The 26,036-nt window shown below is 44.8% G+C and carries 20 protein-coding genes and 1 other RNA gene; 17 read left to right on the forward strand and 4 right to left on the reverse strand.

The features are described from left to right. The first annotated feature begins 232 nt into the window (after positions 1 to 232). Positions 233 to 334 (forward strand): smalltalk protein, encoded by a 102-nt coding sequence (locus T433_RS16515; protein ID WP_155808454.1) that lies wholly within the window; start codon positions 233 to 235, stop codon positions 332 to 334. A gap of 533 nt (positions 335 to 867) precedes the next feature. Then, on the forward strand, positions 868 to 3,081 hold the full coding sequence (locus T433_RS15080) for a discoidin domain-containing protein (RefSeq protein WP_162164192.1): 2,214 nt from the start codon (positions 868 to 870) through the stop codon (positions 3,079 to 3,081). A gap of 373 nt (positions 3,082 to 3,454) precedes the next feature. Here T433_RS15080 and T433_RS15085 read toward each other — a convergent pair whose 3' ends face one another. Further along, the gene (locus T433_RS15085) at positions 3,455 to 4,723 is read right to left on the reverse strand and encodes a YihY/virulence factor BrkB family protein (protein WP_052357067.1); all 1,269 of its coding nucleotides are present in this window, start codon (positions 4,721 to 4,723) and stop codon (positions 3,455 to 3,457) included. Positions 4,724 to 4,756: 33 nt separating this feature from the next. Continuing rightward, an RNA gene (rnpB, locus tag T433_RS15950) (RNase P RNA component class A) lies at positions 4,757 to 5,140 on the reverse strand. A 236-nt stretch (positions 5,141 to 5,376) separates the two neighbouring features. On the opposite strand from rnpB, the gene T433_RS0109365 reads away from it, so the two are divergent. The 6 genes from T433_RS0109365 (at position 5,377) to T433_RS0109390 (ending at position 9,968) form a co-directional block, all read left to right on the forward strand. Next, entirely contained in the window at positions 5,377 to 6,885 is a 1,509-nt protein-coding gene (locus T433_RS0109365) for a Do family serine endopeptidase (RefSeq protein ID WP_027455618.1), read from the forward strand. Between the two features lie 113 nt (positions 6,886 to 6,998). Then, complete coding sequence (locus T433_RS0109370) at positions 6,999 to 7,862, forward strand: sigma-70 family RNA polymerase sigma factor (RefSeq protein ID WP_027455619.1); 864 nt, start codon at positions 6,999 to 7,001, stop codon at positions 7,860 to 7,862. A gap of 44 nt (positions 7,863 to 7,906) precedes the next feature. Then, positions 7,907 to 8,335 carry an uS11 family ribosomal protein gene (locus T433_RS15090; protein WP_155808455.1) on the forward strand — a complete coding sequence of 143 codons (429 nt, stop codon included), beginning with the start codon at positions 7,907 to 7,909 and terminating at the stop codon, positions 8,333 to 8,335. Next, on the forward strand, positions 8,325 to 9,206 hold the full coding sequence (locus tag T433_RS0109380) for a phosphoenolpyruvate carboxykinase (ATP) (protein WP_027455620.1): 882 nt from the start codon (positions 8,325 to 8,327) through the stop codon (positions 9,204 to 9,206). Before T433_RS15090 ends, T433_RS0109380 begins: the two co-directional genes overlap by 11 nt. After that, positions 9,182 to 9,673: a S24/S26 family peptidase gene (locus tag T433_RS15095; protein WP_044109622.1), complete on the forward strand. Its 492-nt coding sequence runs from the start codon at positions 9,182 to 9,184 to the stop codon at positions 9,671 to 9,673. The genes T433_RS0109380 and T433_RS15095 overlap by 25 nt, the downstream gene beginning before the upstream one ends. Positions 9,674 to 9,698: 25 nt before the next feature. After that, the gene (locus T433_RS0109390; protein WP_027455621.1) at positions 9,699 to 9,968 is read left to right on the forward strand and encodes a PqqD family protein; all 270 of its coding nucleotides are present in this window, start codon (positions 9,699 to 9,701) and stop codon (positions 9,966 to 9,968) included. Here the strand turns inward: T433_RS0109390 and ispE are convergent. Further along, a complete protein-coding gene (ispE, locus tag T433_RS0109395; RefSeq protein ID WP_027455622.1) occupies positions 9,965 to 10,795 on the reverse strand; it encodes a 4-(cytidine 5'-diphospho)-2-C-methyl-D-erythritol kinase in 831 nt (276 codons plus the stop codon). The two genes, T433_RS0109390 and ispE, sit on opposite strands and share 4 nt — an antisense overlap. A gap of 101 nt (positions 10,796 to 10,896) precedes the next feature. On the opposite strand from ispE, the gene dnaB reads away from it, so the two are divergent. Next, entirely contained in the window at positions 10,897 to 12,438 is a 1,542-nt protein-coding gene (gene dnaB, locus T433_RS0109400; protein WP_027450446.1) for a replicative DNA helicase, read from the forward strand. An 11-nt stretch (positions 12,439 to 12,449) separates the two neighbouring features. Here the strand turns inward: dnaB and hemW are convergent, their stop codons facing one another. Then, positions 12,450 to 13,556, reverse strand: a complete 1,107-nt coding sequence (hemW, locus tag T433_RS0109405) for a radical SAM family heme chaperone HemW (protein WP_027450447.1) — start codon at positions 13,554 to 13,556, stop codon at positions 12,450 to 12,452. 145 nt (positions 13,557 to 13,701) lie between these two features. Here hemW and T433_RS0109410 point away from each other — a divergent pair, with 145 nt between their 5' ends. The 8 genes from T433_RS0109410 to T433_RS0109445 all read left to right on the forward strand — a co-directional run bounded on the left by T433_RS0109410 (position 13,702) and on the right by T433_RS0109445 (position 25,974). Continuing rightward, positions 13,702 to 15,861 (forward strand): elongation factor G, encoded by a 2,160-nt coding sequence (locus T433_RS0109410; RefSeq protein WP_027450448.1) that lies wholly within the window; start codon positions 13,702 to 13,704, stop codon positions 15,859 to 15,861. 222 nt (positions 15,862 to 16,083) lie between these two features. After that, entirely contained in the window at positions 16,084 to 17,652 is a 1,569-nt protein-coding gene (locus T433_RS0109415; protein ID WP_027450449.1) for a sensor histidine kinase, read from the forward strand. Positions 17,653 to 17,759: 107 nt separating this feature from the next. After that, the gene (gene rprY / locus T433_RS0109420) at positions 17,760 to 18,458 is read left to right on the forward strand and encodes a response regulator transcription factor RprY (RefSeq protein WP_027450450.1); all 699 of its coding nucleotides are present in this window, start codon (positions 17,760 to 17,762) and stop codon (positions 18,456 to 18,458) included. Positions 18,459 to 18,620: 162 nt separating this feature from the next. Next, positions 18,621 to 20,960: a transglycosylase domain-containing protein gene (locus T433_RS15100; protein ID WP_044109624.1), complete on the forward strand. Its 2,340-nt coding sequence runs from the start codon at positions 18,621 to 18,623 to the stop codon at positions 20,958 to 20,960. Between the two features lie 40 nt (positions 20,961 to 21,000). Then, a complete protein-coding gene (ilvD, locus tag T433_RS0109430; RefSeq protein ID WP_027455623.1) occupies positions 21,001 to 22,812 on the forward strand; it encodes a dihydroxy-acid dehydratase in 1,812 nt (603 codons plus the stop codon). Between the two features lie 9 nt (positions 22,813 to 22,821). Continuing rightward, on the forward strand, positions 22,822 to 24,531 hold the full coding sequence (ilvB, locus tag T433_RS0109435; RefSeq protein WP_027455624.1) for a biosynthetic-type acetolactate synthase large subunit: 1,710 nt from the start codon (positions 22,822 to 22,824) through the stop codon (positions 24,529 to 24,531). Positions 24,532 to 24,553: 22 nt separating this feature from the next. After that, a complete protein-coding gene (gene ilvN / locus T433_RS0109440) occupies positions 24,554 to 25,117 on the forward strand; it encodes an acetolactate synthase small subunit (RefSeq protein ID WP_027450453.1) in 564 nt (187 codons plus the stop codon). Positions 25,118 to 25,230: 113 nt separating this feature from the next. After that, entirely contained in the window at positions 25,231 to 25,974 is a 744-nt protein-coding gene (locus tag T433_RS0109445) for an acyl-[acyl-carrier-protein] thioesterase (protein WP_428837375.1), read from the forward strand. Positions 25,975 to 26,036 lie beyond the last annotated feature (62 nt).

The raw sequence follows: 26,036 nt of genomic DNA on the forward strand, positions 1-26,036 counted from the left end.
TCGGCCGTCGAGCTATACCTTCCCGACGTAGGCGGCCTCAATCGCGGAAGTTTTAGCCTGCTGCGCAGGGAAATTTTTCAAAATCTGATTCAAAATTAAACAGGATCTTTTATCCATTCGGCTTGTGTCAGGCGAGAAAAAAAAAATAAAAATGAAAAATTTTGTTTTCAATTCTGGAAAATTTCCCGCCGACAGGCGGCTCACAAATTATTAACCAAATTAATTTAATACTATGAAAAACAAAATTGAAACTTGGAAATTTATCGTGCAGACCATCATCGCCGTGCTCACGGCGATTGCCACTAGCCTCGGCGTGGCTAGTTGTATGAACTAGGAACCCCTCCCCATCCCTCCCAAGGGGAGGGGGTTGGTTGACTACGTAGGCACTCCCCTCCCTTCAAGGGGAGGGGCAGGGGTGGGGTCTGTATCTCCATTGGCAGTTAGAACAACACTGACCCCACCCCCGACCCCTCCCCTACATGGGAGGGGAGAAAACAACACAATCCAACATCCCCTCCCCGACCCTCCCGAGGGAGGTGGGAATCCAGTCCTTTTTCTATCTGATTTCTACTTTAATTGGTTTCAATCTAAAGAATCTGCTGAGCCTCTACTGAAACGCAAAAAAAGGATTACCCTTAGATTTTTCGCTTGACCCCTAAATTTCTACTGAGCCCTTTAAATTCATTAAACAATTATTATTGCACAAGAAAAAGCGTAACTTTTCTTCTCTTAAAGTGGCACTTTTCTCTTTTTATTTCGTACCTTTGCACCAACCTAACTAAATAGTATTACAAAATGAGAACAACCATTATCACAGTTGCTATATTGCTGGGAGCCTTAAATAGTATAGAGGCTCAAGAAAAAGTGATGAGCATACTGAAAACCAACGGTAGCAGTAGTAAAACACGAGTAGCAGAACTAGACCAAATCAAGTTTCTACCATTTGACATTAACCATCTGCAACAACCTTCGAGTGAAACCCAGAGCCAGCCTGCAACCATGATCATGAAACTGATCAACGGTGCACAGATGCGCACCAGTGTGGACGAGGTGAAGGACATTTCGTTTGCTGACACACTCTATCATACCAACAGTATGGGACAGCACATTCTGGAAACAGACGAGCTGATTTGGCCCGACGATCGACTGCTGCCACATCTGTTACCACCGGCCTCTACGATCAAGACGCTCGACATGCCTGCCGCACGACTGGGCAATGCCGAACGCGTGATGTTCTGCACACTGCAAGGCATCGTCAACCGCACCTGTCCACGTATTCTGCTCTATAACCACAATGAAGAGCCACAAAGCACATGGCCATCTGCCAACGGACTGAGAACGAGTGCCATTTCAACAGGGAATCCCTACGAACTGGTGAAGTCTTATATGGAAGAGCTCAACGGACTGGTGCTCTATAGTAATCAACTGAGCGACCACTATGCTAATCTGGCCGTCACTATTGGTGGACTCGACAGGTTGCTACCGGTGACATCAGAAATTAAAGAAAAGCTGGAAGCTAATGGCATTCAACTCCCTGTGGTGGTTAATCTTACACAACTCACCATGAGTACTGCCGCAGACATCTATACCTACCTCTACGACAACTACTGGCAGCGCTGCAACCATCGACTTCTGATAAGCCTGAATCCCACGATTCCCTATGTGCACGACATCGGTGCTGCGTGCGGATCTGCTTGCATCTGGCTAGACCCACGCCAAAAGGACGAACGTGAGGTGATGGACAAGATGTTAAAGGACATGACCCCTGGACGCGACATCGTGCTGGGATGGTATCCCGAAGAACGATCGGGTGTTGGCGAAGCTACCAAATACGGACTGTCAACCGTGCCTGCCGACTTCTTTGAAAATGCTACTGTCTATTCTGCTGTCAACACTCCTATCAAGATTGCTCCTGTGCCCCAACGTCCCAAGCTGGAAAATAAGATTTATGCAGCCGTATATATCAGTGATGGCGACAACATACAGTATTGCCAGCATGCAATGGCAAAGATTTTCGAGCAAGGCGGCCGAGGACAGATGCCGATGAACTGGACCATTAGCCCTGCTTTGGCAGACTTTGCGCCAGCCATGCTGAACTACTACTATGGTAAGGCGTCAAACAACGACTGCTTTGTCTGTGGCCCTTCAGGACTCGGCTACGCTATGCCTTACGATGCCCACAATAATAAATATTATAGCCACATTGTCAAGACTGAACCGTTTAACAAATACACGCAGCTCACACAACGATACCTTGAGAAAACTGGGCTACGCGTCATCACCATCTGGGACAACATCCACAACAACCATGGCAGCTGCTATGCCAACAATTGCTCGTACCTTTATGGATTGACCATCAACGACTGGGAACGACAAAACGGCCGACTCCAGGGATCGATTCAATCGGGTACACTGCCTATTGCGCCACAATATCCATGCTACGCCAATAGCACAGATGTGGTCACAGACTTCTTCAATCGAGACATTAAGAACTTTGACGGCACCAAACCTATGTTCGTCACAGGACAGGTCACCGTGTGGGACGTAGGCCCAGATAAGCTGGTAGCTCTTAAAGATAAGCTCAATACGCTTTCGCCAGGCAACGTTAGCATCGTGCGTGCCGACCATTGGTTCAGCTACTATCGCGAAGCAAATCATCTACCATTCAACATCACCATGCTGCAAGACATGAAGATCACCTGTTCCTCTGCCAAGACGCCTGCAAGATATGCTGCAGACGGGTCACCATCATCAAGCAACACATGGATTTCAAGACAGTCGAAAAATCAAGGATGGATACAGATGGATTTTCAAGAGCCCTACGAAATCAGCCGCTATGTGATACGCCATGCAGAGACATCTGGACTCGACCCAGAACTAAACACACGTGATTTCACTATTGAGCTCAGTATGGACGGTGAGACATGGACCACCATTGGCACCTATACCGGCAACACAGCCCCTGTGACCGAAGCCAACATCACGCCCACACAGGCACGATATGTACGACTGAACGTCACTAACGGCGGTGCAGACGGATATGTGCGCATCGGAGATATTGAGATAGAAGGAGCGCATTAATAAAAGAGGGAGCACATTGAATTTTTTAACTCTGCGCTCCCTTATTTTTCTTTGCAATTTCGATCCATGTTCTCTAATTTTTGACATAACAACCAAGAATAATGAGATGTGGTTTGGTTAATAGCAAAAAACTTAGTACCTTTGCAAAGTATTCAAAAAACAAACCTGACCGCTATTAACTAATTATAAGAATCAACCCTTATTGTAGTTAGTATATCTTCAACTGAAGACATTTGTGTGTCAAGCAGTTAGCAACGAGTATAGTGGTATATTATAACCTCTATCTTTATCTCAAATTATTATACTAGACTATTTTCTTATATGAATAGCTGTGCGATGCCTCCCAAACGAAAGAGGCATCGCACAAGTGTTTTTATTCACCCTTATAGAGCGACTCTAGACGGATGTCGCGAGCTTGACGCAGGTAGGCATTACGCTGAACAACAGCTCGTACCCACTCGTCAGTCAGCAAGTTGGCTACAGGCAAGTTAAGCTGCCATCGTCCTTGTGCTTCCAGCCGATCTACCATCACACCCACGCTCAGGTTGTCAAGACTTTCGGCTGGAAGATAGCGCGACTCATCACCTTTCTCATCAGGAGTGATCTCTATCAACAGACGCGCTTCTTGCAATTGATACAACAGGTCATAAACCACACGAATGGGAATGCCTGACGACTGTCGCAGTTCTTCGGCTGTAGGCCCACGGCGCCCGTCGGCAAAACGGCGGCACACGATGCTCATGAGCAAGGCACTAAGCATGAGCTGATAGCGATGGCTAATATCCTCTGTACGACCATTATAGACATAGTAGTCAAGGTTCTGCGAAGTATAAGTCAACTCGGCTCCAAAAAGACAGATGGTCCAGGAGATTTGTACCCACAACATAAACATAGGTAGCGCAGCAAACGAACCATAAATGGCATTATACCCCGTGACCCACATCTGAGAATGAATATAGAAGAACTGAACCAGCTGCATGGCTATGCCCGACAATATGCCTGGGATAATTGCATTCTTAACTTTGACATGCGTATTGGGCATAAACACATATAACCCAATGAACAATAGCGACATGAGGATATAGGGCGACATATCTATGAGTTTCCTGACAAACGATCCCAATAATAGGAAATCGGTCATCGAATCGGCCATCGTGGCTAAGAAAAGGCTGAGACCGGTAGAGATAACAATAAAAATGGGAAACAGGAAGAACATGGCGAAATAATCGGTTACAGTACGAAAAATACTGCGCTTTCTCTTCACCTGCCAAATCTCGTTGAAAGCAATCTCAATGTGATTTACCAGCAGCATCACGGTGTAAAGCATAAAGATAAGACCTACGCCCAAGAAGATACCACTCTTGGTGTGCACCAAGTAGCTATTGACAAAACCTATGATAACCTCAGCCACTTGGGGTTGCGACGAGAAGGCATCGCGAAACCATAGCTCTATATAACGATTGTAGCCAAAACCACGGGCTATGGCAAAGATAACCGCCATGATAGGCACAATAGCCAACAGCGTACTGTATGTCAGAGCCGAAGCCTGATTAACCACACGCTCCTTCGTAAAAAAGCGAATAGCCAGATAGGCTATTTTATAAACGGGCAACTGTTGAAGATTTCTAACTTTTGATTTCATCGAGGTTAATCATGTAGCGTAAAGAGAAAAAACGAAAGCAGCGCCCCTATAAGCCGGGTTCTGTACTGACAAAAAGTCAGCGCCTGCCATTTATCTACTACGTACGTCACCATACGTCTCTAGCGTTCTACCCTCCATCGCATCCTCAAAGGAACTCGAGCGGGCAACCCTCAACTGGCGATGGTATACATGAACTTGCAGTCTCCAGATGGAACAGCCCAACGATCACCCGCTGGCTGGTGGTCTCTTACACCACCTTCTCACCCTTACCTTATATAAATATGAGGCGGTTATTTTCTTCTTCCATATCCAGCTGTCGCCAACTGCTTCTACTTTCAGAAGTGGAGCACCCTATACTGCCCGGACTTTCCTCTCGTCTCTCCTTTCAGAAACACCAGCGGCAAGCCGGAACGCTGCTTTCGCGTGTGCAAAGGTAATACTTTTTTTTGAATGATGCTAATTTTTGTTTAATTTAAAGAATTAAATGAATGTAAAAATACTGTTGGCAGTCGCAAACGGACATTAAAGGCGTGGCACGAAATGTTAAAATCAAACAAAAAGAACGGACATATTGTCAGTTTTTAAACTTTTGCCCATATATTTGCATCAAAGGATTACACGAAATTATAAACATTAACACTAATATGAAGATTATGGATAAGAAAAAGATTGCTAATTATGTTATCCCGGCCCTCAGCTTGACGGCCATCGTATTCTCGGTAGCAGCTTTTAACCAGACAAACGCAGCCAATGTGCTGGCTGCAAATCCGGAGACCACAGAAATCTCTAACCTGCCGGCCGCACAGCCAGTAGATTTGACATACGCTGCAGAAAAAGCGCTCCCAACTGTTGTACATATCAAGTATGTGCAGAACTCAAAAATCCAGACCGTAGAGGTGCAAAGCGACCCCTTTGAGGATTTTTTCTCTGACCCATTCGGCGGATTCTTCGGACGCGGACAGCGCGGACAGGGAGGTACACACAAACAGAAGGTGCAGACACCTAAAAAAACTGCCACAGGTAGTGGTGTTATCATTTCAACCGATGGCTACATTGTGACCAACAACCACGTGGTGGACGGTGCCGACGAACTGACCGTCACCTTGTCTGACAGTAAGGAATATTCAGCACGCATCATCGGAGCCGACAAGACCACCGACTTGGCTCTTATAAAGATTGACGGTAAGAACCTGCCAGCCATCCGCATAGCCAATAGCGACAATGTGAAAGTGGGCGAATGGGTTTTAGCCATCGGCAATCCTCTGGGACTGAACAATACAGTGACCGCTGGTATTATCTCAGCTAAGGCTCGTACACTGGGCGCCAATGGCGTAGAGAGCTTCATACAGACCGACGCAGCCATCAATGCAGGTAACTCGGGTGGTGCCTTGGTCAACACCAATGGTGAATTGGTTGGTATCAACGCTATGCTTTATTCACAGACTGGTTCTTATAGCGGCTACGGATTCGCCATTCCTACTGCTATGATGAACAAGGTGGTAGAAGACCTGAAGAAGTATGGCACCGTACAGCGCGCCATGATTGGTATTGGCGGACACGACGTCAAGGCCCAGGTGGACCTCGAAAAAGAAGAAGGCAAGGAGCCTACCGACTACGGCACAATGGAAGGTATCTATGTAGGTGAAGTATTAGAGGAAAGCGCTGCTGCAGAGGCAGGTATCGAAAAGGGTGATATCATCATCGAGGTGGACGGCAAGAAACTGACCAAATATGGTGAGCTCACTGGTATCCTGGCTCAGAAGCGTCCTGGCGACAAGGTAACCCTGACCTACTTGCACAACAAAAAGAAACAGACGAAGACTGTCACTTTGCGCAATGAGCAAGGCAATACCAAGGTAGTGAAGAATGCCGACATGGATGTACTGGGAGCAGACTTCCGCGAAATCACGAAAGCACAGAAGGAACAGCTTGAGATCAGCTACGGATTGGAGGTACTGAAAGTGAATGCTGGCAAAATGAAAGAAGCAGGCATCCCCAAGGGCTTCATCATTCAGCGCGTAAACGACGAACAAATTAAGTCTGTCGAAGACCTTCAAGAGGTAGTTAAAGAAGCTTCAACTTCGAAAGAGCCTGTGCTGATCATCAAAGGTCTGTTCCCCACAGGAAAACGCGGCTATTTCGTTGTACAATTGAGCGAGTAAACGCATTGTATTGTTAAAAGTTATTAAAAGGAGGAAAAAAGTTAAGACAAAACACTTTTTCCTCCTTTCTCTTTACTATCTTTGCGCTCTATAGACTTTAACACTGGTACCTGATGAGACAACTTAAAATTACCAAATCAATCACTAACCGTGAGAGCGAAGCTCTCGACAAATACCTCCAAGAAATCGGCAAAGAGTCGATGATCAGCACGGAGGAAGAAGTTGAACTTGCCCAACTGATTCGCAAAGGCGACAGGAAAGCGCTAGAGAAGTTAACAAAGGCTAATCTGAGATTCGTAGTCTCGGTAGCTAAGCAGTACCAGAACCAGGGACTGTCCCTACCCGACCTCATTAACGAAGGTAATCTGGGACTCATCAAAGCCGCCGAGAAATTCGATGAGACACGCGGATTTAAATTCATCTCCTATGCTGTGTGGTGGATTAGGCAAAGCATACTGCAAGCCATCGCTGAACAGAGTCGAATAGTGAGATTGCCACTAAACCAGGTGGGCTCGATGAATAAGATAAACCGAGTGGCTAGTAAGTTCGAACAAGAGAACGAACGCAGACCTTCTGCTCGTGAGTTGTCAGAACACATAGATTTGCCCATGGAGAAAATTGATGAAGCCATCAATATTTCCGGAAAGCAAGTGTCGGTAGATGCCCCTTTTGCCGACGGAGAAGAAAGCTCATTGCTGGATGTACTAGTGAACGACAATTCACCATCGGCCGACCGCGAACTGGTAAGAGAATCGTTACAGTCGGAAATAAGAGATGTGCTGAAGGAACTGAACGAGCGCGAACGCAATATCATTATGGCATTCTTTGGCATAGATCAGCCAGAGATGACATTAGAGGAGATTGGTGTGCGATTTGGTTTGACGCGCGAACGAGTGAGACAAATTAAAGAAAAAGCTATTCGACGGCTGCGTTGCAACGCTAAGAACAAGGTCTTACTCAGCTATTTAGGGGCATAAAAGCGATTTCAATAGAGTATTAACACACAAGTAAATAGAAAGTTTTGAAACATCTAACACTCATTATGATGTTGGCAGCCTTATTTGGAACTGCCACAACTATTAAGGCGAAAAAAGTAGTAGTGCCTAAGATGTATGTCTTTGGCGTAGCAGCGTCTTTCAACGACACAATTGTACACTTCACAGACATTCAGGAAGTTGACAGCGCTTGGATAGACAAGAAAACAAAATTTCTGGCTGGCCGAGACAACTATTCATATCAGCTGCGTGATTACTTGGAACAGCAGCAGATGCCCCATCGCACTTGTATCGTATTCTATAATAAGCAGCGCTCCAAACTTGAGAAGAAATATCTCAAGATGAAGCGTCTATACATGCCTGGCAAGGACGGAAAGGCACACTTCGACCTGCGTCATCTGAAAAGTGGCGACTTCAAATTCATGGCATACGACGCCAGCGAAGATGAGAAATAGTCACTATTTCACAATAGCTGAACACAACATCTGCATCAACTTTACTGATGGGCAGAAGAACACGATGGAACTGTTGCCATCGTTCTGTCAGTTTAGTACAAATGCGCCACAAGAAGAACTTCTCTTCACATTAACCATTGACGACACGCTATCGCCTAGAAAGGACAAAACGCTGGTACGAAAGTTTGACACAGGAAATGGCGACACAATTGTTTATCAGTTGAGTGACGGAGGTTATCAGTATGTCATACGAGATACACATGGTCGCGACTGTTGCTTACTGATAAGCAACAGAACATTCAATGAGTGCCAATGTGCACTTAATGGTGATTGGACCATGCGCTCATTCGGACTGAATGATGCGTTGATGCTCATTTATGCCTTCGCTGGTGCCTATCATCACACCATGCTGATACATGCATCATGTATTAAATATGGAGCATGGGGATTCCCTTTTACTGCTAAGAGCGGCACTGGCAAGAGCACACACACGGCACTTTGGATGAAGTACATCGACGGAGCAGAACTGCTGAACGACGACAATCCCATCATACGTATCATCAATAACAAAGCCTACATTTACGGCTCACCATGGAGCGGAAAGACACCCTGTTATAGAAATGTGAAAACGCAATTAGCTGCCATTACCACTATTTGCAGAGCGCCCGAAAACTCAATTCAAAAGCTAGGACCAGTACAAGCATTTGCCTCTCTTTTGCCTGCATGTTCAAGTATGATGTGGGATTCTGATATTCACAATTTTCTCTGCGACGACCTCACACAGTTAATCGAGAAAATACCTATCTACACGCTTCATTGCCTACCAAACGAAGAAGCAGCTCAGCTATGCTACAAGACCATCGTACCATAACAACAATCCAAATGGACAACGACCAGTTCCTGCCTCAGGTGGTGAATCTGCTGCAGGAAGGACATACGGTCACTCTGCCCCTTCGTGGTCGTAGTATGCGACCATTCTTGGAGGACGGACGCGACAAAGCTCTCTTGAAAATAGCCAAACACTATGCCGTAGGAGATGCCGTGCTTGCTGAAATAGCCAAAGGTAGTTTTGTTCTGCACCGCATTATCGTTATTGATGGTGACGATGTGACATTAAGGGGCGATGGTAATTTGAACAACGAATATTGCAAAATAATAGACATACGCGCTAAAGCTATCGGATTCTATCGAAAAGGACGTAACAAACTTGACAGTACCGACGGTTGCAAATGGCGTATATACTCATGGTGGTGGACACGTCTCTACTCCATTCGACGCTATCTATTGTTTGCTATGCATCCACACATACCACGTAGATGGAGAAGACAAACATCTTGACTGATAATAAACGAATAAAAAGGATATGAAAACAAAAAGAGGATTTAGACTTCGCAACATATGCGGTGAAAATGTGATTGTAGCTGAAGGTATAGAGAATATTGACTTCAGTCGTATCATCAGCATGAACGAATCGGCTGCATACCTGTGGAATAAAGTTCAGAGCATTGACTTTACAGCCAACACTCTGATAGATTTACTATTAGAAGAATACGAAGTCAGCAGAGAAGATGCCGCTCAAGATGTTAACCAGCTCATTGAACAATGGCAAAAGGCGGGCATCGTAGAGGATTAGAGTTTTAAAATCTGCTTGAACATCCCATCAAATTCAGATTCCAGCGATGGCTCATGACTGAAAATGCCAAATACAGCACTTCCACTGCCACTCATTGCGGCATATTCAGCACCCATATCGTAGAGACGTTGTTTGATAGCACCAATTTCAGGATGTAAAGCAAAAACACTCTTTTCGAAATCGTTTTTCAAATCATGTCGCCATGAACTGATTGGCTGCTGGACAACATCCCTACAGTTCTTTTCTGGACGAGCGGGAGTGATCAACGAAAATGCTTCTTTCGTTGGTACGGGAATATCTGCACGTACCACTGCTAGCCAATAATCATCTAAACTGAGATCAATAGGCATAAGTTGTTCGCCTATCCCCTCGGCATAAGATGGTGTATTCAACACAAAAAATGCGCAATCGGCACCCAAACGGGCCGCATAGCCAATAAGTTGTTGCTCGGTGAGTCCAAGCTCAAACATTCTGTTCAGCAACACTAGCATTGCCGCACAGTCGCTACTACCTCCACCCATTCCGGCTTGCGTAGGTATAGCCTTATATAAATGAGCATGCACGCGAGGCATCTGAGGAAAATCTTGTTTTAGTAGGTTATAGGCCTTAACCACAAGATTCTTTTGTTCATCTCCCTCTATCGCAATGTTCGACACCTTTAAGTCACAATCATAATCAGATGGAAATGCTTCGTCCATCACTGTTACCTCGAGCGCATCTTTCAGCGCAACAGGAAAAAACACCGTCTCCAGATTATGATATCCATCTGTACGACGTTCAACCACATTTAAACCAAGGTTTATCTTTGCTATAGGAAAAATAATCATCTTATATTTATTTATTGGTGCAAAAGTAATCATTTTCACGGAAAAAGACAAACCATATCAAAAAAAATACGTACCTTTGCAATTCAAACGCTATAATTAGTATGCCAGAACAAAATACAACCAAAAGACGTAGTAGAAAGCAACAGCCAGTGGACAACACCTATGCACACCTGCAGCCACAGGCACTTGACATAGAGCGTGCCGTACTTGGTGCCTTGCTCATTGACAAAGATGCATATTCGGTGGTTTGCGAGATGCTCTTCCCTGAGAGTTTCTACGATCCACGTCACCAGATGATCTATACTGCTATCCGTGACCTCGCGATGGCAGAGAAACCGGTTGACGTACTGACCGTAACTGAGCAAATGGCAAAGAACGGACAACTGGAAGAGGCTGGTGGTCCGAGCTATATTGCTGAGATATCGACACGTATTGCTTCTTCTGCTCACGTTGACTACCATGCTCGTATTGTAGCTCAGAAGTTCTTGGCACGTCAACTCATCCAGTTTGCCGGTGATATTGAAACAAAAGCGTTCGATGAGACAATTGATGTTGACGAACTGATGCAGCAGGCAGAGGGTGCCCTCTTCGAACTTTCTCAGAAAAACATGAAGAAGGACTACACCCAAATTGATCCAGTTGTAGGTCAGGCAATGCAAGCCATACAGAAAGCAGCTGGTAATTCTGGCGGTTTGACGGGAGTGCCCACAGGTTATCATAAATTGGACGATATGACCAGTGGCTGGCAGGCCAGTGACCTTGTCATCATTGCCGGACGACCTGCCATGGGTAAAACGTCATTTGCGCTCTCTATGGCCAAGAATATTGCAGCCGACTATCAGGTTCCTATGGCATTCTTCTCACTTGAGATGTCGAATGTGCAGCTGGTAAACCGTCTGATATCGAACTGTTGTGAAATTCAAGGTTCAAAAATTCTAAACGGACAACTTCAACCTGACGAATGGGATCGTTTGGATAAACGCATCAATGGTTTGCTAGGTGCCCCACTCTATGTAGATGACACCCCTGGTCTTTCTGTATTCGAACTACGTACTAAAGCTCGCCGATTGGTGCGCGAGCATGGCGTAAAAATCATCATGATTGACTATCTTCAGTTGATGAATGCAAATGGCATGCGTTTTTCTTCACGACAGGAAGAAGTGTCGACCATTTCACGTTCGCTCAAAGGATTAGCCAAAGAGCTTGACGTGCCTATTTTGGCTCTGTCACAGTTGAATCGTGGCGTGGAAAGTCGTGAAGGTTTGGAAGGTAAGCGCCCGCAACTGAGCGACCTGCGTGAGTCGGGAGCCATTGAGCAGGATGCCGATATGGTATTGTTTGTCCATCGTCCTGAATATTATCATATTTTCCAAGATGACAATGGACGCGACCTACATGGCATGGCACAAATTATTATTGCCAAGCACCGTAAAGGTGCAACAGGTGATGTGCTATTGACCTTCCGCGGTGAATACACTCGATTTGAGAATCCTGAAGACACACGTTTGGAAAACCGAGCGCCACAAGATGGTGGAGGTGAAATTCTTGGATCGCGCGTCAATGGTGAGAATAATATTCCAGATAATTTTGACCCCTTTGGAGGAAGTCCACTACCGCCACCACCTGGGGACGCACCCTTCTGATTGGCAGCAACTCATACCTTCATGAGTTCTGCCATAATCATATCGCTAACGAAAAGCCCCTCACGCGTCAGTATCAAATGGTTGTCAACTAATTTAAGCCAACCATTCGAAAGGTATTTCTGAGACATGCTCAAACAGTACTGGCGCTGTTGAGGTGTGAGTAGTTGCAACGAGAGCCCGTCACAGGTACGTAGTGCTGTCATTACCAAGTCATTATAGCGAGTTGACTCATCTAACTCTTCGAAGTCCACATGCTGTAAACCGCTCTCAATTCCTTCCAAATATTCCGAAAGGCTTGATACATTCCATTGGCGTTTGAATCCATCATAGCTATGAGCCGCAGCCCCAAGTCCTATATATGGTGTTTGATTCCAATAACTGGAATTATGGCGTGAGCGACAGCCTATACGGGCAAAATTACTGATTTCGTAATGTTCGTAACCCGCAGAAGCAAGGCGATCAATAAGTTCAAAATACATTTGACGCTCTAATTCTTCATCAATCTCGTTCACCTCTCCTTTCTCCAGCATTCTATAAAGTGCTGTTCCCTCCTCATATTGCAGGGCATAGGCCGACAAATGTTCTACATCAAGAGATAATGCCTTGTTAATATCGAGGAGCCACTCAGAAAGAGTTTGCTGAGGGAAACCATACATCAGATCAATACTTATATTGGAAACACCGGCCCTTCGCAGCAACTCGACAGATGGAGCAATTTGATCAGCATTATGACGGCGACGCAAAAAGCGCAGACGATCATTATTAAACGTCTGTACACCCATTGACACTCTGTTGACAGGCAATTCGCTTAGCGACTCTATAAACTGTTGTGTTACGTCATCTGGATTACATTCCATCGTCACCTCTGCTAAAGGGTCTACACGATACACCTTATATATATATGAAAAGAGCTGCTTAAGTTGCTGAGAAGAGAGTTGCGAGGGTGTACCACCACCAAGATAAATGGTAGAGATTATCTGCTGAGATTGTCTGCATTGCATCTCTTTACACAATGCATCTACGTATCTCTGAGATAAGTCAAGTTGCGTGGTCGAAAAGAAGCCACAATACACACAACGACTCGCGCAAAAGGGAATATGAATATATAGTCCTGCCATAATCGCTACAAAATTACTAATTTTGTTTAATTTTCAAAAGTTTTTTTTGGTATTTAGGCAGAAAATGCGTACTTTAGAGGCCTCAAACCTAAGGGCGAGAAGAGAATTACCAATAAATTATTAATAACTAAAACCTGTAACACTAATGAAAGTTTATCAGACCAACGAGATTAAAAACATTGCATTGCTTGGCAGTGCGGGTAGCGGCAAGACTACTCTTGCCGAAGCAATGGTTTACGAGGCCGGCATTATTAAGCGTCGCGGCACCGTAGAGGGTAAGAACACCATGAGCGATTATTTCCCCGTAGAACAGGAATATGGCTACTCGGTGTTCTCTACTGTTTTTCATGTAGAATGGAACAACAAGAAATTAAATATTATAGACTGCCCAGGTTCCGACGACTTTGTAGGTGGTGCAATCACAGCACTGAACGTCACAGACCAGGCTGTCATTCTGATTAATGGTCAGTATGGTCCAGAGGTTGGAACACAGAATGCATTTCGTTATACTGATAAGTTGCAAAAGCCTGTCATCTTCCTGGTAAACCAGCTTGATAAAGAGCATTGCGACTTCGATACCATTCTGAACAACATGAAGGAAATCTATGGCGAGAAATGTGTTCCTGTGCAGTATCCCATATCTACCGGTCCCGACTTCAATGCAGTCATTGACGTACTTCTGATGAAGAAATACTCATGGAAACCTGAAGGTGGTGCCCCCATCATTGAAGATATTCCAGCTGACCAGATGGAGAAAGCTAAAGAACTTCATGCCGCCCTCGTAGAGGCAGCTGCTGCCAACGACGACACTCTCATGGAGAAATTCTTTGAAAGTGAGAGCTTGACAGAAGACGAGATGCGCGAAGGTATCCGTAAAGGACTTGTGACCCGCAGCATCTTCCCTGTATTCTGTGTATGCGCAGGCAAGGATATGGGTGTTCGACGCCTGATGGAATTCCTAGGCAACGTGGTTCCTTTCGTTAGCGAGATGCCAAAAGTGCGTAATACACGCGGCGAAGAGGTTACCCCTGATGCCGCTGGTCCTGCTTCACTCTATTTCTTCAAAACTGGTGTTGAACCTCATATTGGTGAAGTACAATACTTCAAAGTGATGAGTGGATCGGTAAAAAGTGGTGATGACCTGACCAATGCCGATCGAGGTTCTAAAGAACGTATCGGTACCATTTATGCTTGTGCCGGAGCCAACCGCATTCCTGTTGACGAACTAAAAGCTGGCGATATCGGCTGTACGGTAAAACTTAAAGATGTCAAAACTGGCAATGCCCTAAACGGCAAAGATTGCGAGTGGCGCTACGACTTCATCAAGTATCCTAATTCTAAGTACTCACGTGCCATCAAAGCTGTAAACGAAGCAGAAACAGAAAAGATGATGGTTGCTCTTACAAAGATGCGTCAGGAAGATCCAACTTGGGTTGTAGAGCAGTCGAAGGAATTACGCCAAATTATTGTTCACGGACAGGGCGAGTTCCATCTGCGCACTTTAAAATGGCGTATGGAGAACAACGAGAAAATCAAGATTGAATATTTGGAGCCCAAAATACCATATCGTGAGACTATCACCAAAATGGCTCGTGCAGACTATCGTCATAAGAAACAATCAGGCGGTGCCGGACAGTTTGGTGAGGTACACCTGATTGTAGAGCCATATGCAGACGGTATGCCCGATCCCACATCATTCAAGATCAATGGCCAGGAGTTCAAGATGAACATCAAAGGTAAGGAAGAGATTGACTTAGAATGGGGCGGCAAATTGGTATTCATCAACTCTGTAGTAGGTGGTGCAATTGATATGCGTTTCATGCCTGCCATCCTAAAAGGTGTGATGGAACGCATGGAGCAAGGACCACTGACAGGTTCGTACGCCCGTGATGTTCGAGTGATTGTTTACGATGGTAAGATGCACCCAGTAGACTCTAACGAGCTCTCATTTATGCTTGCAGCTCGCAATGCTTTCTCGGCTGCATTCCGCGAAGCAGGTCCAAAGGTTCTTGAACCTATTTATGACCTTGAGGTATATGTACCATCCGATTATATGGGCGATGTAATGAGCGACCTCCAAGGACGTCGTGCCATCATTATGGGAATGGACTCAGAGGCAGGCTATCAGAAGTTATCTGCCAAGATACCTTTAAAGGAGCTTTCTAACTACTCTATCGCACTAAGTTCGATCACTGGTGGTCGTGCATCCTTTACAACAAAGTTTGCTAGCTACGAACTCGTGCCAAACGATATCCAACAGCAACTTATTAAGGAGCACGAAGCTGAGCTCAAAGACGAAGACTAATAATTCACTTCATACGAAGTTATCATACAAAGAGACCTTAGGCATTATAAGCCCAAGGTCTCTTTATTTACATCAAGGGTACAATATTTAGTAATATATAAGCAATCAACAATATTGTTTCGTGTTAATATTGTTAAAATTAACAGAAATAATTAACTTAAAAAGAACTATGGTGTTGAATTTCACTTATCTTTGCGACATCGTTATTAAATAGCAGAAAAGATGAAGAAATCTACGATATGGATTATAGCAGCCGTGATGGGAACTTCGTTCTTAGGATTGCTTTATTTGCAAATCTCCTACATCGAAGAGATGGCGAAGATGAAGAAGGAGCAATTCGACGAGAGCGTGACACGTAGCCTCTATCAGGCATCACGCAACTTGGAGCTGAATGAGACACTTCGCTATTTGGAGAAGGACGTTAACGAAGTAGAACGAAAAGCATTCACACAAGACTCCGTCATTGTAAACAGCCTTGATGGCTCCATCCAGCATGCTCATCAATTCTCTGTTTCTGCTGACGACGGTACATTCTATTCTGCTTTTGAACTCAAGACTTTTACAACAAAGCCTGCCTCAGTGCCAAAAGCAATGATAATGCATTCAGACAAAAATCAGAAATCTGAAGCAGCCAAGACACTCCAAGAGATTGTGCGCAATCGATATGTCTATCAGAAAGCTCTGCTCGATGAAGTGGTCTATAATATCTTATATACGGCAAGCGAGAAACCACTAAAAGAGCGTGTCAACTTCAAACTGTTGGACCAGGACATCCGCTCCGAGCTCATGAACAACGGCATCAGCATCCCCTATCACTTTACTGTATCTACAGCCGATGGACGAGAGATATACCGTTGTCCTGATTATTCTGATGAAGGTGATGAATATACCTATACGCAAACGCTCTACCGTAATGATCCCTCATCGAGAATGGGCGTAGTAAAGATACACTTCCCAGACATGAGTTCGTACATATTCTCGTCAATCAGATTCATGATTCCTGCGTTAATATTCACGATGGTTTTGCTGCTAACATTTATCTTTACTATAGTAGTGATCTTCCGTCAGAAGCGCTATACAGAGATTAAAAACGATTTCATCAACAACATGACTCACGAGTTGAAGACACCTATTTCGAGCATCTCGCTGGCTGCTCAGATGATGAACGATGACAGTGTGACTAAGAGTCAGTCCATGATGAAACACCTCAGCGGTGTGATTAACGACGAGTCAAAGCGTCTTCGCTTCCTTGTAGAGAAAGTGCTCCAAATGTCGATGTTCGACAGAAAGACTGCCTCGTTCAAGAAGAAAGAACTGGATCTCAACGAACTGCTTGAACAAACTGCTAGCAGTTTCAACCTGCGCGTAGAACACACTGGTGGTAATATAACCACAGAAATAGAAGCTATCGACTCTGCAATCTACGTTGACGAAGTTCATTTCCAGAACGCTATCACCAATTTAATGGATAATGCAGTGAAGTATCGTAAACCCGACGAACCCATTAATATCCATATACGTACTTGGAACGAAGGAACAAACCTGCTATGTTTCAGTATTGAAGATAACGGACTTGGAATAAAGAAAGACAATGTCAAAAAGGTATTCGACAAGTTCTATCGAGTTCATACGGGTAACGTACATGATGTTAAGGGCTTTGGACTTGGCTTGGCTTACGTAAAAAAGATTATTAATCTGCACGATGGTGAAATCAAATGCGAAAGCGAAATCGGGAAAGGCACCAAGTTTACAGTCAAGTTGCCTGTACTGAAAGAGGATAGTACACAATAGCCCGACTAATATAGAATAAATATAAATAAATTATAGTATTAACTCGGAGGAAAGAACTCTGTTCTAACCCCCATCCCCTAATACAGGGGGCAAAAAAAGAAAAGAATATGGAAGACAAACTGAAAATCTTACTTTGCGAGGACGATGAGAACCTCGGAATGTTGCTTCGCGAATACTTAGCAGCTAAGGGATTTGAGGCAGAACTCTGCCCTGATGGAGATGCCGGCTTTAAAGCATTCATGAAAACGAAGTTCGACATCTGTGTGCTTGACGTGATGATGCCTAAGAAAGATGGTTTTACATTGGCACAGGAGATACGTAGCGCAAATGCTGACATGCCTATTATTTTCTTGACAGCAAAGACTTTAAAAGAAGATATCCTCGAAGGATTTAAGTTGGGTGCTGATGACTACATCACCAAACCATTCTCAATGGAGGAACTTGTATTCCGTATTGAAGCAATCTTGCGCCGTGTACATGGTAAAAAAACAAAAGAGTCTACCCTCTACCACATCGGCAATTTTATATTCGATACACAGAAGCAACTGCTCACAATGGGTGACAAACAGACCAAGCTGACTACCAAAGAGAATGAACTGCTTGCTTTGCTTTGCTCGCATGCCAACGAAATCCTTCAGCGTGATTTCGCCCTGAAGACCATCTGGATTGATGATAATTATTTCAATGCTAGATCTATGGATGTTTACATCACAAAACTACGCAAGCACTTGAAGGACGATCCACAAATTGAGATTATCAACATTCATGGCAAAGGCTACAAACTTATTACTCCTGAAGAGCAATAATAACTCTTTTTGAGAAATTGGAATTACAATAAAGGCGGAGATAAAAGAAAAAACATCCCCGCCTTTTCTTTTTTACTTATTTAAGCCTAAAATTTGCTTATATCGGAAAAACTTAGTATTTTTGCGGGCTGAAACAATTTTGAATACAGAGAAGAAGAAGATATGAGGAAACGGTTTGTAATTACCTTGTGGTCAATATTGACTTTCATCGTTCTGTCAACTGCAACATGTTTTTGGGCCATCTCAAACGGATATATTGGCTACATGCCTCCCATAGAAGACCTACAGAACCCTATCAGCCGCTATGCCACACAGGTACTTTCCTGCGACAATAAACTACTGGGGACATGGAGCATGAGTCGCGAAAACCGCGTATTGGTCAACTATTCCGACCTACCAGAAACTCTTGTTAATGCATTAGTTGCAACTGAAGATGCACGCTTCTATGAGCACTCGGGAGTTGACTTCTATGCACTAGGACGTGCCATCATTAAGCGTGGCATATTGGGACAGAAAAATGCAGGTGGTGGTTCTACCATCACCCAACAGCTGGCCAAGCAGCTATTCAGCGATGTTGCTAAGAATAGTATGGAACGAGCTTTCCAAAAGCCTATTGAGTGGGTTATTGCTGTCAAACTTGAGCGATACTACACAAAAAATGAGATTATCGCCATGTACCTCAACTACTTCGACTTCCTGCACAATGCTGTAGGTATTAAAACTGCTGCCAACACTTATTTTTCGAAGGAGCCATCAGAGTTGACACTGACAGAGGCTGCAACACTAGTTGGCATGTGCAAAAATCCTTCTTACTTTAATCCACGCCGCTATCCAGAGCGTTGCATTGAGCGTCGCAATGTGGTATTAGGGCAAATGCTCAAAGAAGATTATATCACTCAAGAGGAGTTTGATAGTTGTTGCCAAGTGCCCCTTAACCTACGTTTTCATGTAGCCGATCACAATGCAGGAAGCGCCACTTATTTCCGCGATTTTCTTCGCCGATACATGACGGCCAAGAAACCCCAGCGCGACAACTATCCAGAATGGGGATATGTGAGTTTCTACCTTGACTCGCTGGCATGGGAACAAGACCCACTATTTGGTTGGTGCAACAAGAACAAGAAACGTGACGGCAGTTACTACAACATTTACACCGATGGACTGAAGGTCTATACCACTATTGACTCACGTATGCAACAATATGCGGAGGATGCTTGCTATCAGCACGTGGTTAACTATCTACAACCGGCCTTCAACCAATCACTGAAATACAAGCGCAATGCGCCATACTCAAGTTCTTTATCAGATGAAGAAATACAGCGCATTCTTCAGCGCAACGTGCGCCAGAGTGAACGTTATCGAGTGATGAAAGCTGCAGGTGCTTCACAGGAGGAGATTGACCGGGCTTTTAACACCAAAATTGAAATGACGGTCTTCACATATCGGGGCGAGAAAGACACGATTATGACTCCAATGGATTCTATCCGCTATTATAAGACTTTCTTGCGTACAGGTTTCTTCAGTATGGAACCTAAGAATGGCCACGTAAAAGCATATGTGGGAGGTTTGAATTTCCAGCATTTCACCTATGACATGGCAACAGAAGGACGTCGTCAAGTGGGTTCCACCATCAAGCCTTTCCTATATTCACTAGCTATGGAGAACGGCATGACACCATGTACAGAGGCTCCTAACGAGCAGCGTACCTATTATACCGATGCCGGACAGGCCTGGACCCCTCGCAACGGCAGTCGCACACGTTATGGTGAGATGGTTTCATTAAAGTGGGGTTTGCAACAGTCTAACAACTGGATCTCAGCCTACCTTATCGACCGCTGGGGGCCACGTAACTTTGCCGAACTGCTAAAACGCTACGGCATACGCAACCCAGAGATTGTTCCATCATTAGCACTTTGTTTGGGACCATGTGAGATTACTGTTGCAGAGATGGTCAGCGCCTATACGGCATTTGTCAATCATGGCGTACGCTCAGCTCCGCTCTACGTCACCCGTATTGTCGATTCCGAAGGCAACGTGGTAGCAGAATTCAAACCACGCATGAACGAGGTTATTAGCGGCGAGAGTGCCGATAAGATGATAGACATGCTGCGTGCTGTAATCGATGGCGGTACAGGTGGGCGACTGCGCTTCCGATATAACATCACAGCGCCATTGGGAGGCAAAACCGGTACAACAAATAGCAACAGCGATGGTTGGTTTATGGGAATAGCCCCGAAACTAGTTTCAGGTTGCTGGGTAGGTGGTGACGACCGTGACATCCACTTCGATTCAATGACTTATGGTCAGGGAGCCTCAATGGCTCTGCCTATTTTTGCCATTTATATGAATAAGATTTATGCAACACCCGAACTGGGCTACACCCAGCAAGATCAATTCGACCTTCCAATTGGTTTTAACCCATGTGGTAGTGAAGACGACATGATGCCCGTTGACGAGGAACTAGAAGGACGTAACTCAAATATAGGCGATATGCCACAATAGAAACAAATATAAATTACACGATATAACTAGCTAGAGAGATATGAAGCATCCATTGAGAAGTAGTGTCTGCACAGAAGGCAGACGAATGGCTGGAGCCCGCGCATTATGGGTAGCCACAGGAATGAAACACGAACAGTTTGGTAAGCCCATAATTGCTATTGTCAATTCGTTTACTCAGTTCGTGCCAGGTCACACTCATCTGCACGAGATTGGACAGATTGTTAAAGAAGAAATTGAAAAAATGGGCTGTTATGCAGCCGAGTTTAACACCATAGCCATCGATGATGGTATAGCGATGGGACACGATGGCATGCTATATTCGCTGCCTTCAAGGGATATCATTGCCGACTCAGTGGAATATATGGTTAATGCACACAAAGCCGACGCGATGATTTGTATCTCAAACTGCGACAAAGTGACGCCTGGCATGTTGATGGCCGCTATGCGCTTGAATATCCCTGCTGTTTTCTGTTCGGGCGGTCCTATGGAGGCTGGACGTTGGCGCGGAGAAAATGCCGACCTCATCACTGCGATGGTGAAAGGAGCTGATTCCAGTGTTACGGATGAGGAAATGGAACAGATTGAGAGTTGTGCCTGTCCAGGGTGCGGATCTTGCTCTGGCATGTTTACAGCCAACTCCATGAACTCACTCACTGAGGCCATTGGACTTTCACTGCCTGGCAATGGAACCATTTTAGCAACCCATAGCAACCGTATAGAACTATTTAAAAAGGCGGCACGCCAAATTGTAAAGAACGCACTTGCCTACTACGAAGATGGTGATGAGAGTGTGCTGCCACGCAACATTGCTACACGTAAAGCATTTATGAATGCCATGGCACTTGATATTGCCATGGGAGGATCAACCAACACCGTTCTCCACCTATTGGCTGTGGCTCAGGAGGCAGAAGCTGACTTCACGATGAAAGACATCGATGCTCTGAGCCGCCGTGTGCCTTGTCTATGTAAGCTTGCCCCTAACACGCAGAAGTATAGCGTACAAGAATGCAATCGTGCTGGAGGTATTTTAGGCATCTTAAACGAGTTAAGAAAAGGCGGACTTATTGACACTAGTGCACCTCGCGTTGACGGAATGACACTAGGAGAAGTTCTAAAGAAATATTCTATTGTTGATGGTCCCATAGATACAGATGCCAGCCATATCTATCACTCAGCTCCAGGCAACCGTTTCTCTACCAAAATGGGATCGCAATCAGAACGATATGATACACTAGATACCGACCGAATCGGTGGTTGTATTCGAGATCTCGAACATGCCTACACCAAAGATGGCGGGTTAGCTGTGCTCTTTGGTAACATTGCACAGGACGGCTGCGTTGTAAAGACCGCTGGCGTAGATGAGGCTTTATGGCATTTTGAGGGACCGGCTGTAGTATTCGACTCACAGGAAGATGCCTGCGAAGGAATTCTGGGTGGTCGTGTAAAAAAAGGAGACTGCGTAGTCATCACACATGAAGGACCTAAAGGTGGTCCTGGTATGCAAGAGATGCTCTACCCTACATCTTATATCAAATCAATGCATATGGGTAAAGAATGTGCTCTAATCACAGACGGTCGCTTCTCTGGTGGCACTAGCGGACTAAGCATTGGCCATATCTCGCCCGAAGCCGCTAGCGGTGGCAACATTGGTAAAATCAAGGATGGCGACATCATTGTTATAGACATTCCTTCACGAAGCATCAACGTGAAATTGAGCGATGAAGAACTTGCTGAACGAGAGCAGCAGCCATTAAAGCGAAAGCGTTTTGTTTCTAAAGCTTTACGCGCTTACTCACAAAGTGTCTCGTCAGCCGACAAAGGTGGCGTTCGTCTTTTAGACCCCCTAAACTAAACGAAGTTGATAATGAAAGACAAAATAACAGGAGCAAAAGCACTAATGCGTGCACTCAAAGCCGAAGGCGTGAAAACAATATTCGGCTATCCGGGTGGTTCTATCATGCCCACCTATGATGCACTCTTTGACTATACTCGGGGTGAAAAAAAATGTTTTGACCACATTCTAGTGCGCCATGAGCAGGGGGCCACTCATGCAGCAGAGGGCTATGCCCGTGTCAGTGGCGAAGTGGGAGTCGTACTGGTCACTAGTGGTCCTGGCGTTACTAATACTTTGACGGGTATTGCCGATGCTATGATGGACTCTACCCCTATAGTAGTTATTGCGGGCCAAGTACCTACAAGTGCACTTGGTACTGATTTCTTTCAGGAAGTAGATCTTGTAGGTGTATCGCAACCCATTTCGAAGTGGAGCTACCAAATACGCCATGCAGCCGATGTGGCATGGGCCGTCAGCCGCGCATTCTATATAGCTCGCACAGGACGACCAGGCCCCGTGGTTCTTGACTTTACTAAGAACGCCCAAACCGAAGTGATAGAATGGGAACAATCCAAATGCAACTTTATCCGTTCATATGTTCCCTACCCGACTTTAGATAATGATGCTGTGCGACAGGCTGCCGACCTTATCAATCACGCGAAACGTCCCCTTGCCCTGGTAGGACAAGGTGTTGAACTTGGTAATGCACAAGAGGAGTTGAAAGAGTTTCTTGAGAAAGCCGACATCCCAGCTGGTCGAACTATGTTAGGACTTTCTGCTCTGCCTTCTAACCACCCGTTGAATGTGGGCATGCTAGGAATGCATGGTAACTATGCTGTCAATCTAAAGGAGCAAGAGTGTGATGTTCTTATTGCTATCGGCATGCGTTTCAGCGACCGCGTAACAGGCAGCCTGAAGACCTATGCGAAACAAGCAAAAATTATTCATTTAGACATTGACCATTCTGAAATAGATAAGAATGTGAAGACCGATGTGGCTGTAGTTGCAAACTGCAAGGAGTCTTTGCCAGCACTAACTGCGTTGATAGATAAAGCTAACCACGAAGATTGGCGTTCTTCATTCTACGAACTAGACGAGAAAGAACGTCAAAAGGTTATAGAACCAGCCATTCACCCCACCAATGGTCCCTTGTTAATGGGCGAAGTGGTTAATGCAGTGGCCAACCAGGCTGATGACGATGCCATACTAGTCACTGATGTAGGTCAAAATCAACTCTTTGCCACTCGATATTTCAAATTTCATCATCAGCGCAGCATATGCACTAGTGGTGGTCTCGGTACAATGGGATATGGTATGCCTGCCGCCATTGGAGCAACCTTCGGAGCACCACATCGTCAGGTGTGCTGTTTCATGGGCGATGGTGGATTCCAAATGAACATTCAGGAATTAGGCACTATTATGGAACAGAAGGCGCCTGTGAAAATGATTCTTTTGAACAACCACTATCTAGGAAACGTACGCCAATGGCAAGACATGTTTTGGATGCGCCGCAAGTCATTCACTAAGATGATGAATCCTTGCTATGAGGCCATTGCACAAGGTTATGGCATACCCTATCATGTCGTTACTGACCGCAAAGATCTTGAGACTGCCATTAGCAAAATGTTAACGACAGAAGGACCTTTCATTCTGGAGTGTGCCATTAAAGAAGACGATGACGTGCTACCAATGACCCCACCAGGAATGAGTGTAGAGCAAATGAAGTTGGAGATTTAACATAGTATAAATAATAAGCATCATGAAGAATGAAGATTATATAAAGGGAGCTAAGCTCTACACTTTACTAGTCTATTCTGAAAACGTGGCAGGACTACTGAATCAAATCACAGCAGTATTCACCCGTCGGCAGGTCAATATCGAAAGTCTTAACGTTTCAGCCAGCAGTATAGAGGGCGTACACAAGTACACCATCACTGCTTGGAGTACTGAAGATCAAATTAAAATTATCACCCATCAGATAGAGAAGAAAATTGATGTTGTAAAGGCTAACTATTTCACCGATGACCAACTGTTTATTCGAGAAGCCGGTTTATACAAGCTTTCCACTGAGAAAGTGCTCTCCAACCCAGAAATATCACGCACTGTTCGCCGCTATGACGCCACTATTACTGAGGTAAACCCGACTTATACCATAGTAATGAAAAGCGGGCAGACGGATTCTATTATAGAGCTATTCCGTGCACTTGACGCCTTCGATTGTGTGCTACAATACACTCGAAGCGGCCGAATTGCTGTTACCCGCGGAACCCAAGAACAAGTAAGTGAATTCTTGGAAGAAAGAGAATCAAGAAGTAAAAAATAAGGGTATGATCGCATTGCGATTGAGAACGAACAATACGCCGTAAGGATACTTCTAGTGATATATTTCTGGAACGAGTAAAACTTAACGATAGAGAAATTTCGTCAATAATGGATATGAATAAAATAGGAAAGTACGAATTCTTGGCTGAACCCTTCCACTGCGATTTCAATGGAAACCTCTTTATGGGTCATTTGGGCAATCATATGCTAAATGCTGCAGATTTCCACTCATCAGCCCGCGGTTTCGGTATGAAATACCTTATGACCATCAAACGCTCGTGGGTACTATCAAGATTAGCCATCGAAATAACCGAAATGCCTAGCCAATACAGCAAGTTTAACGTAGAAACTTGGGTAGAGAATGCAATGAAGTTTTTTACTAGTCGTAATTTCAAGGTTAGTGACGAGAATGGGCACATATATGGCTATGGACGTTCTATATGGGCCATGATAGATACGGAGACTCGTCAACCCACCGACATTTTCGCCATTGATAACGGGGCAATCAACAACTGGATAGAAACTGATTACCCATGCCCCATCGACAAAGGTGGTCGTGTGAAAATGAGTACTGACGCTCAATTTGTTCATACCATTAACACATACTACAACGATGTGGATATCAATGGTCATATCAACTCAATAAAGTATATAGAGCACGTGCTGGATTTATGGCCAATATCATGGTATCAAGAACACACGATCCGTCGCTTCGAGATAGCTTATGTAGCCGAAGCGCATGCGGGTGACACTCTATCGTTCTTTCGTGAACAGACAGCCGAAAATGAGTATTGCATACGCATCGTTCGTACCGACGGCACCGAGTGTTGTCGTGCAAAAATAACATTCAAGTCATAAGTATTTGTATCATAATAATTGCACTAAACGAAAACAACGCTGATCTGAAATTAGACAATATA

This window comes from Xylanibacter brevis ATCC 19188 (assembly GCF_000621725.1).
In the GTDB taxonomy this organism is placed as follows: domain Bacteria; phylum Bacteroidota; class Bacteroidia; order Bacteroidales; family Bacteroidaceae; genus Prevotella; species Prevotella brevis.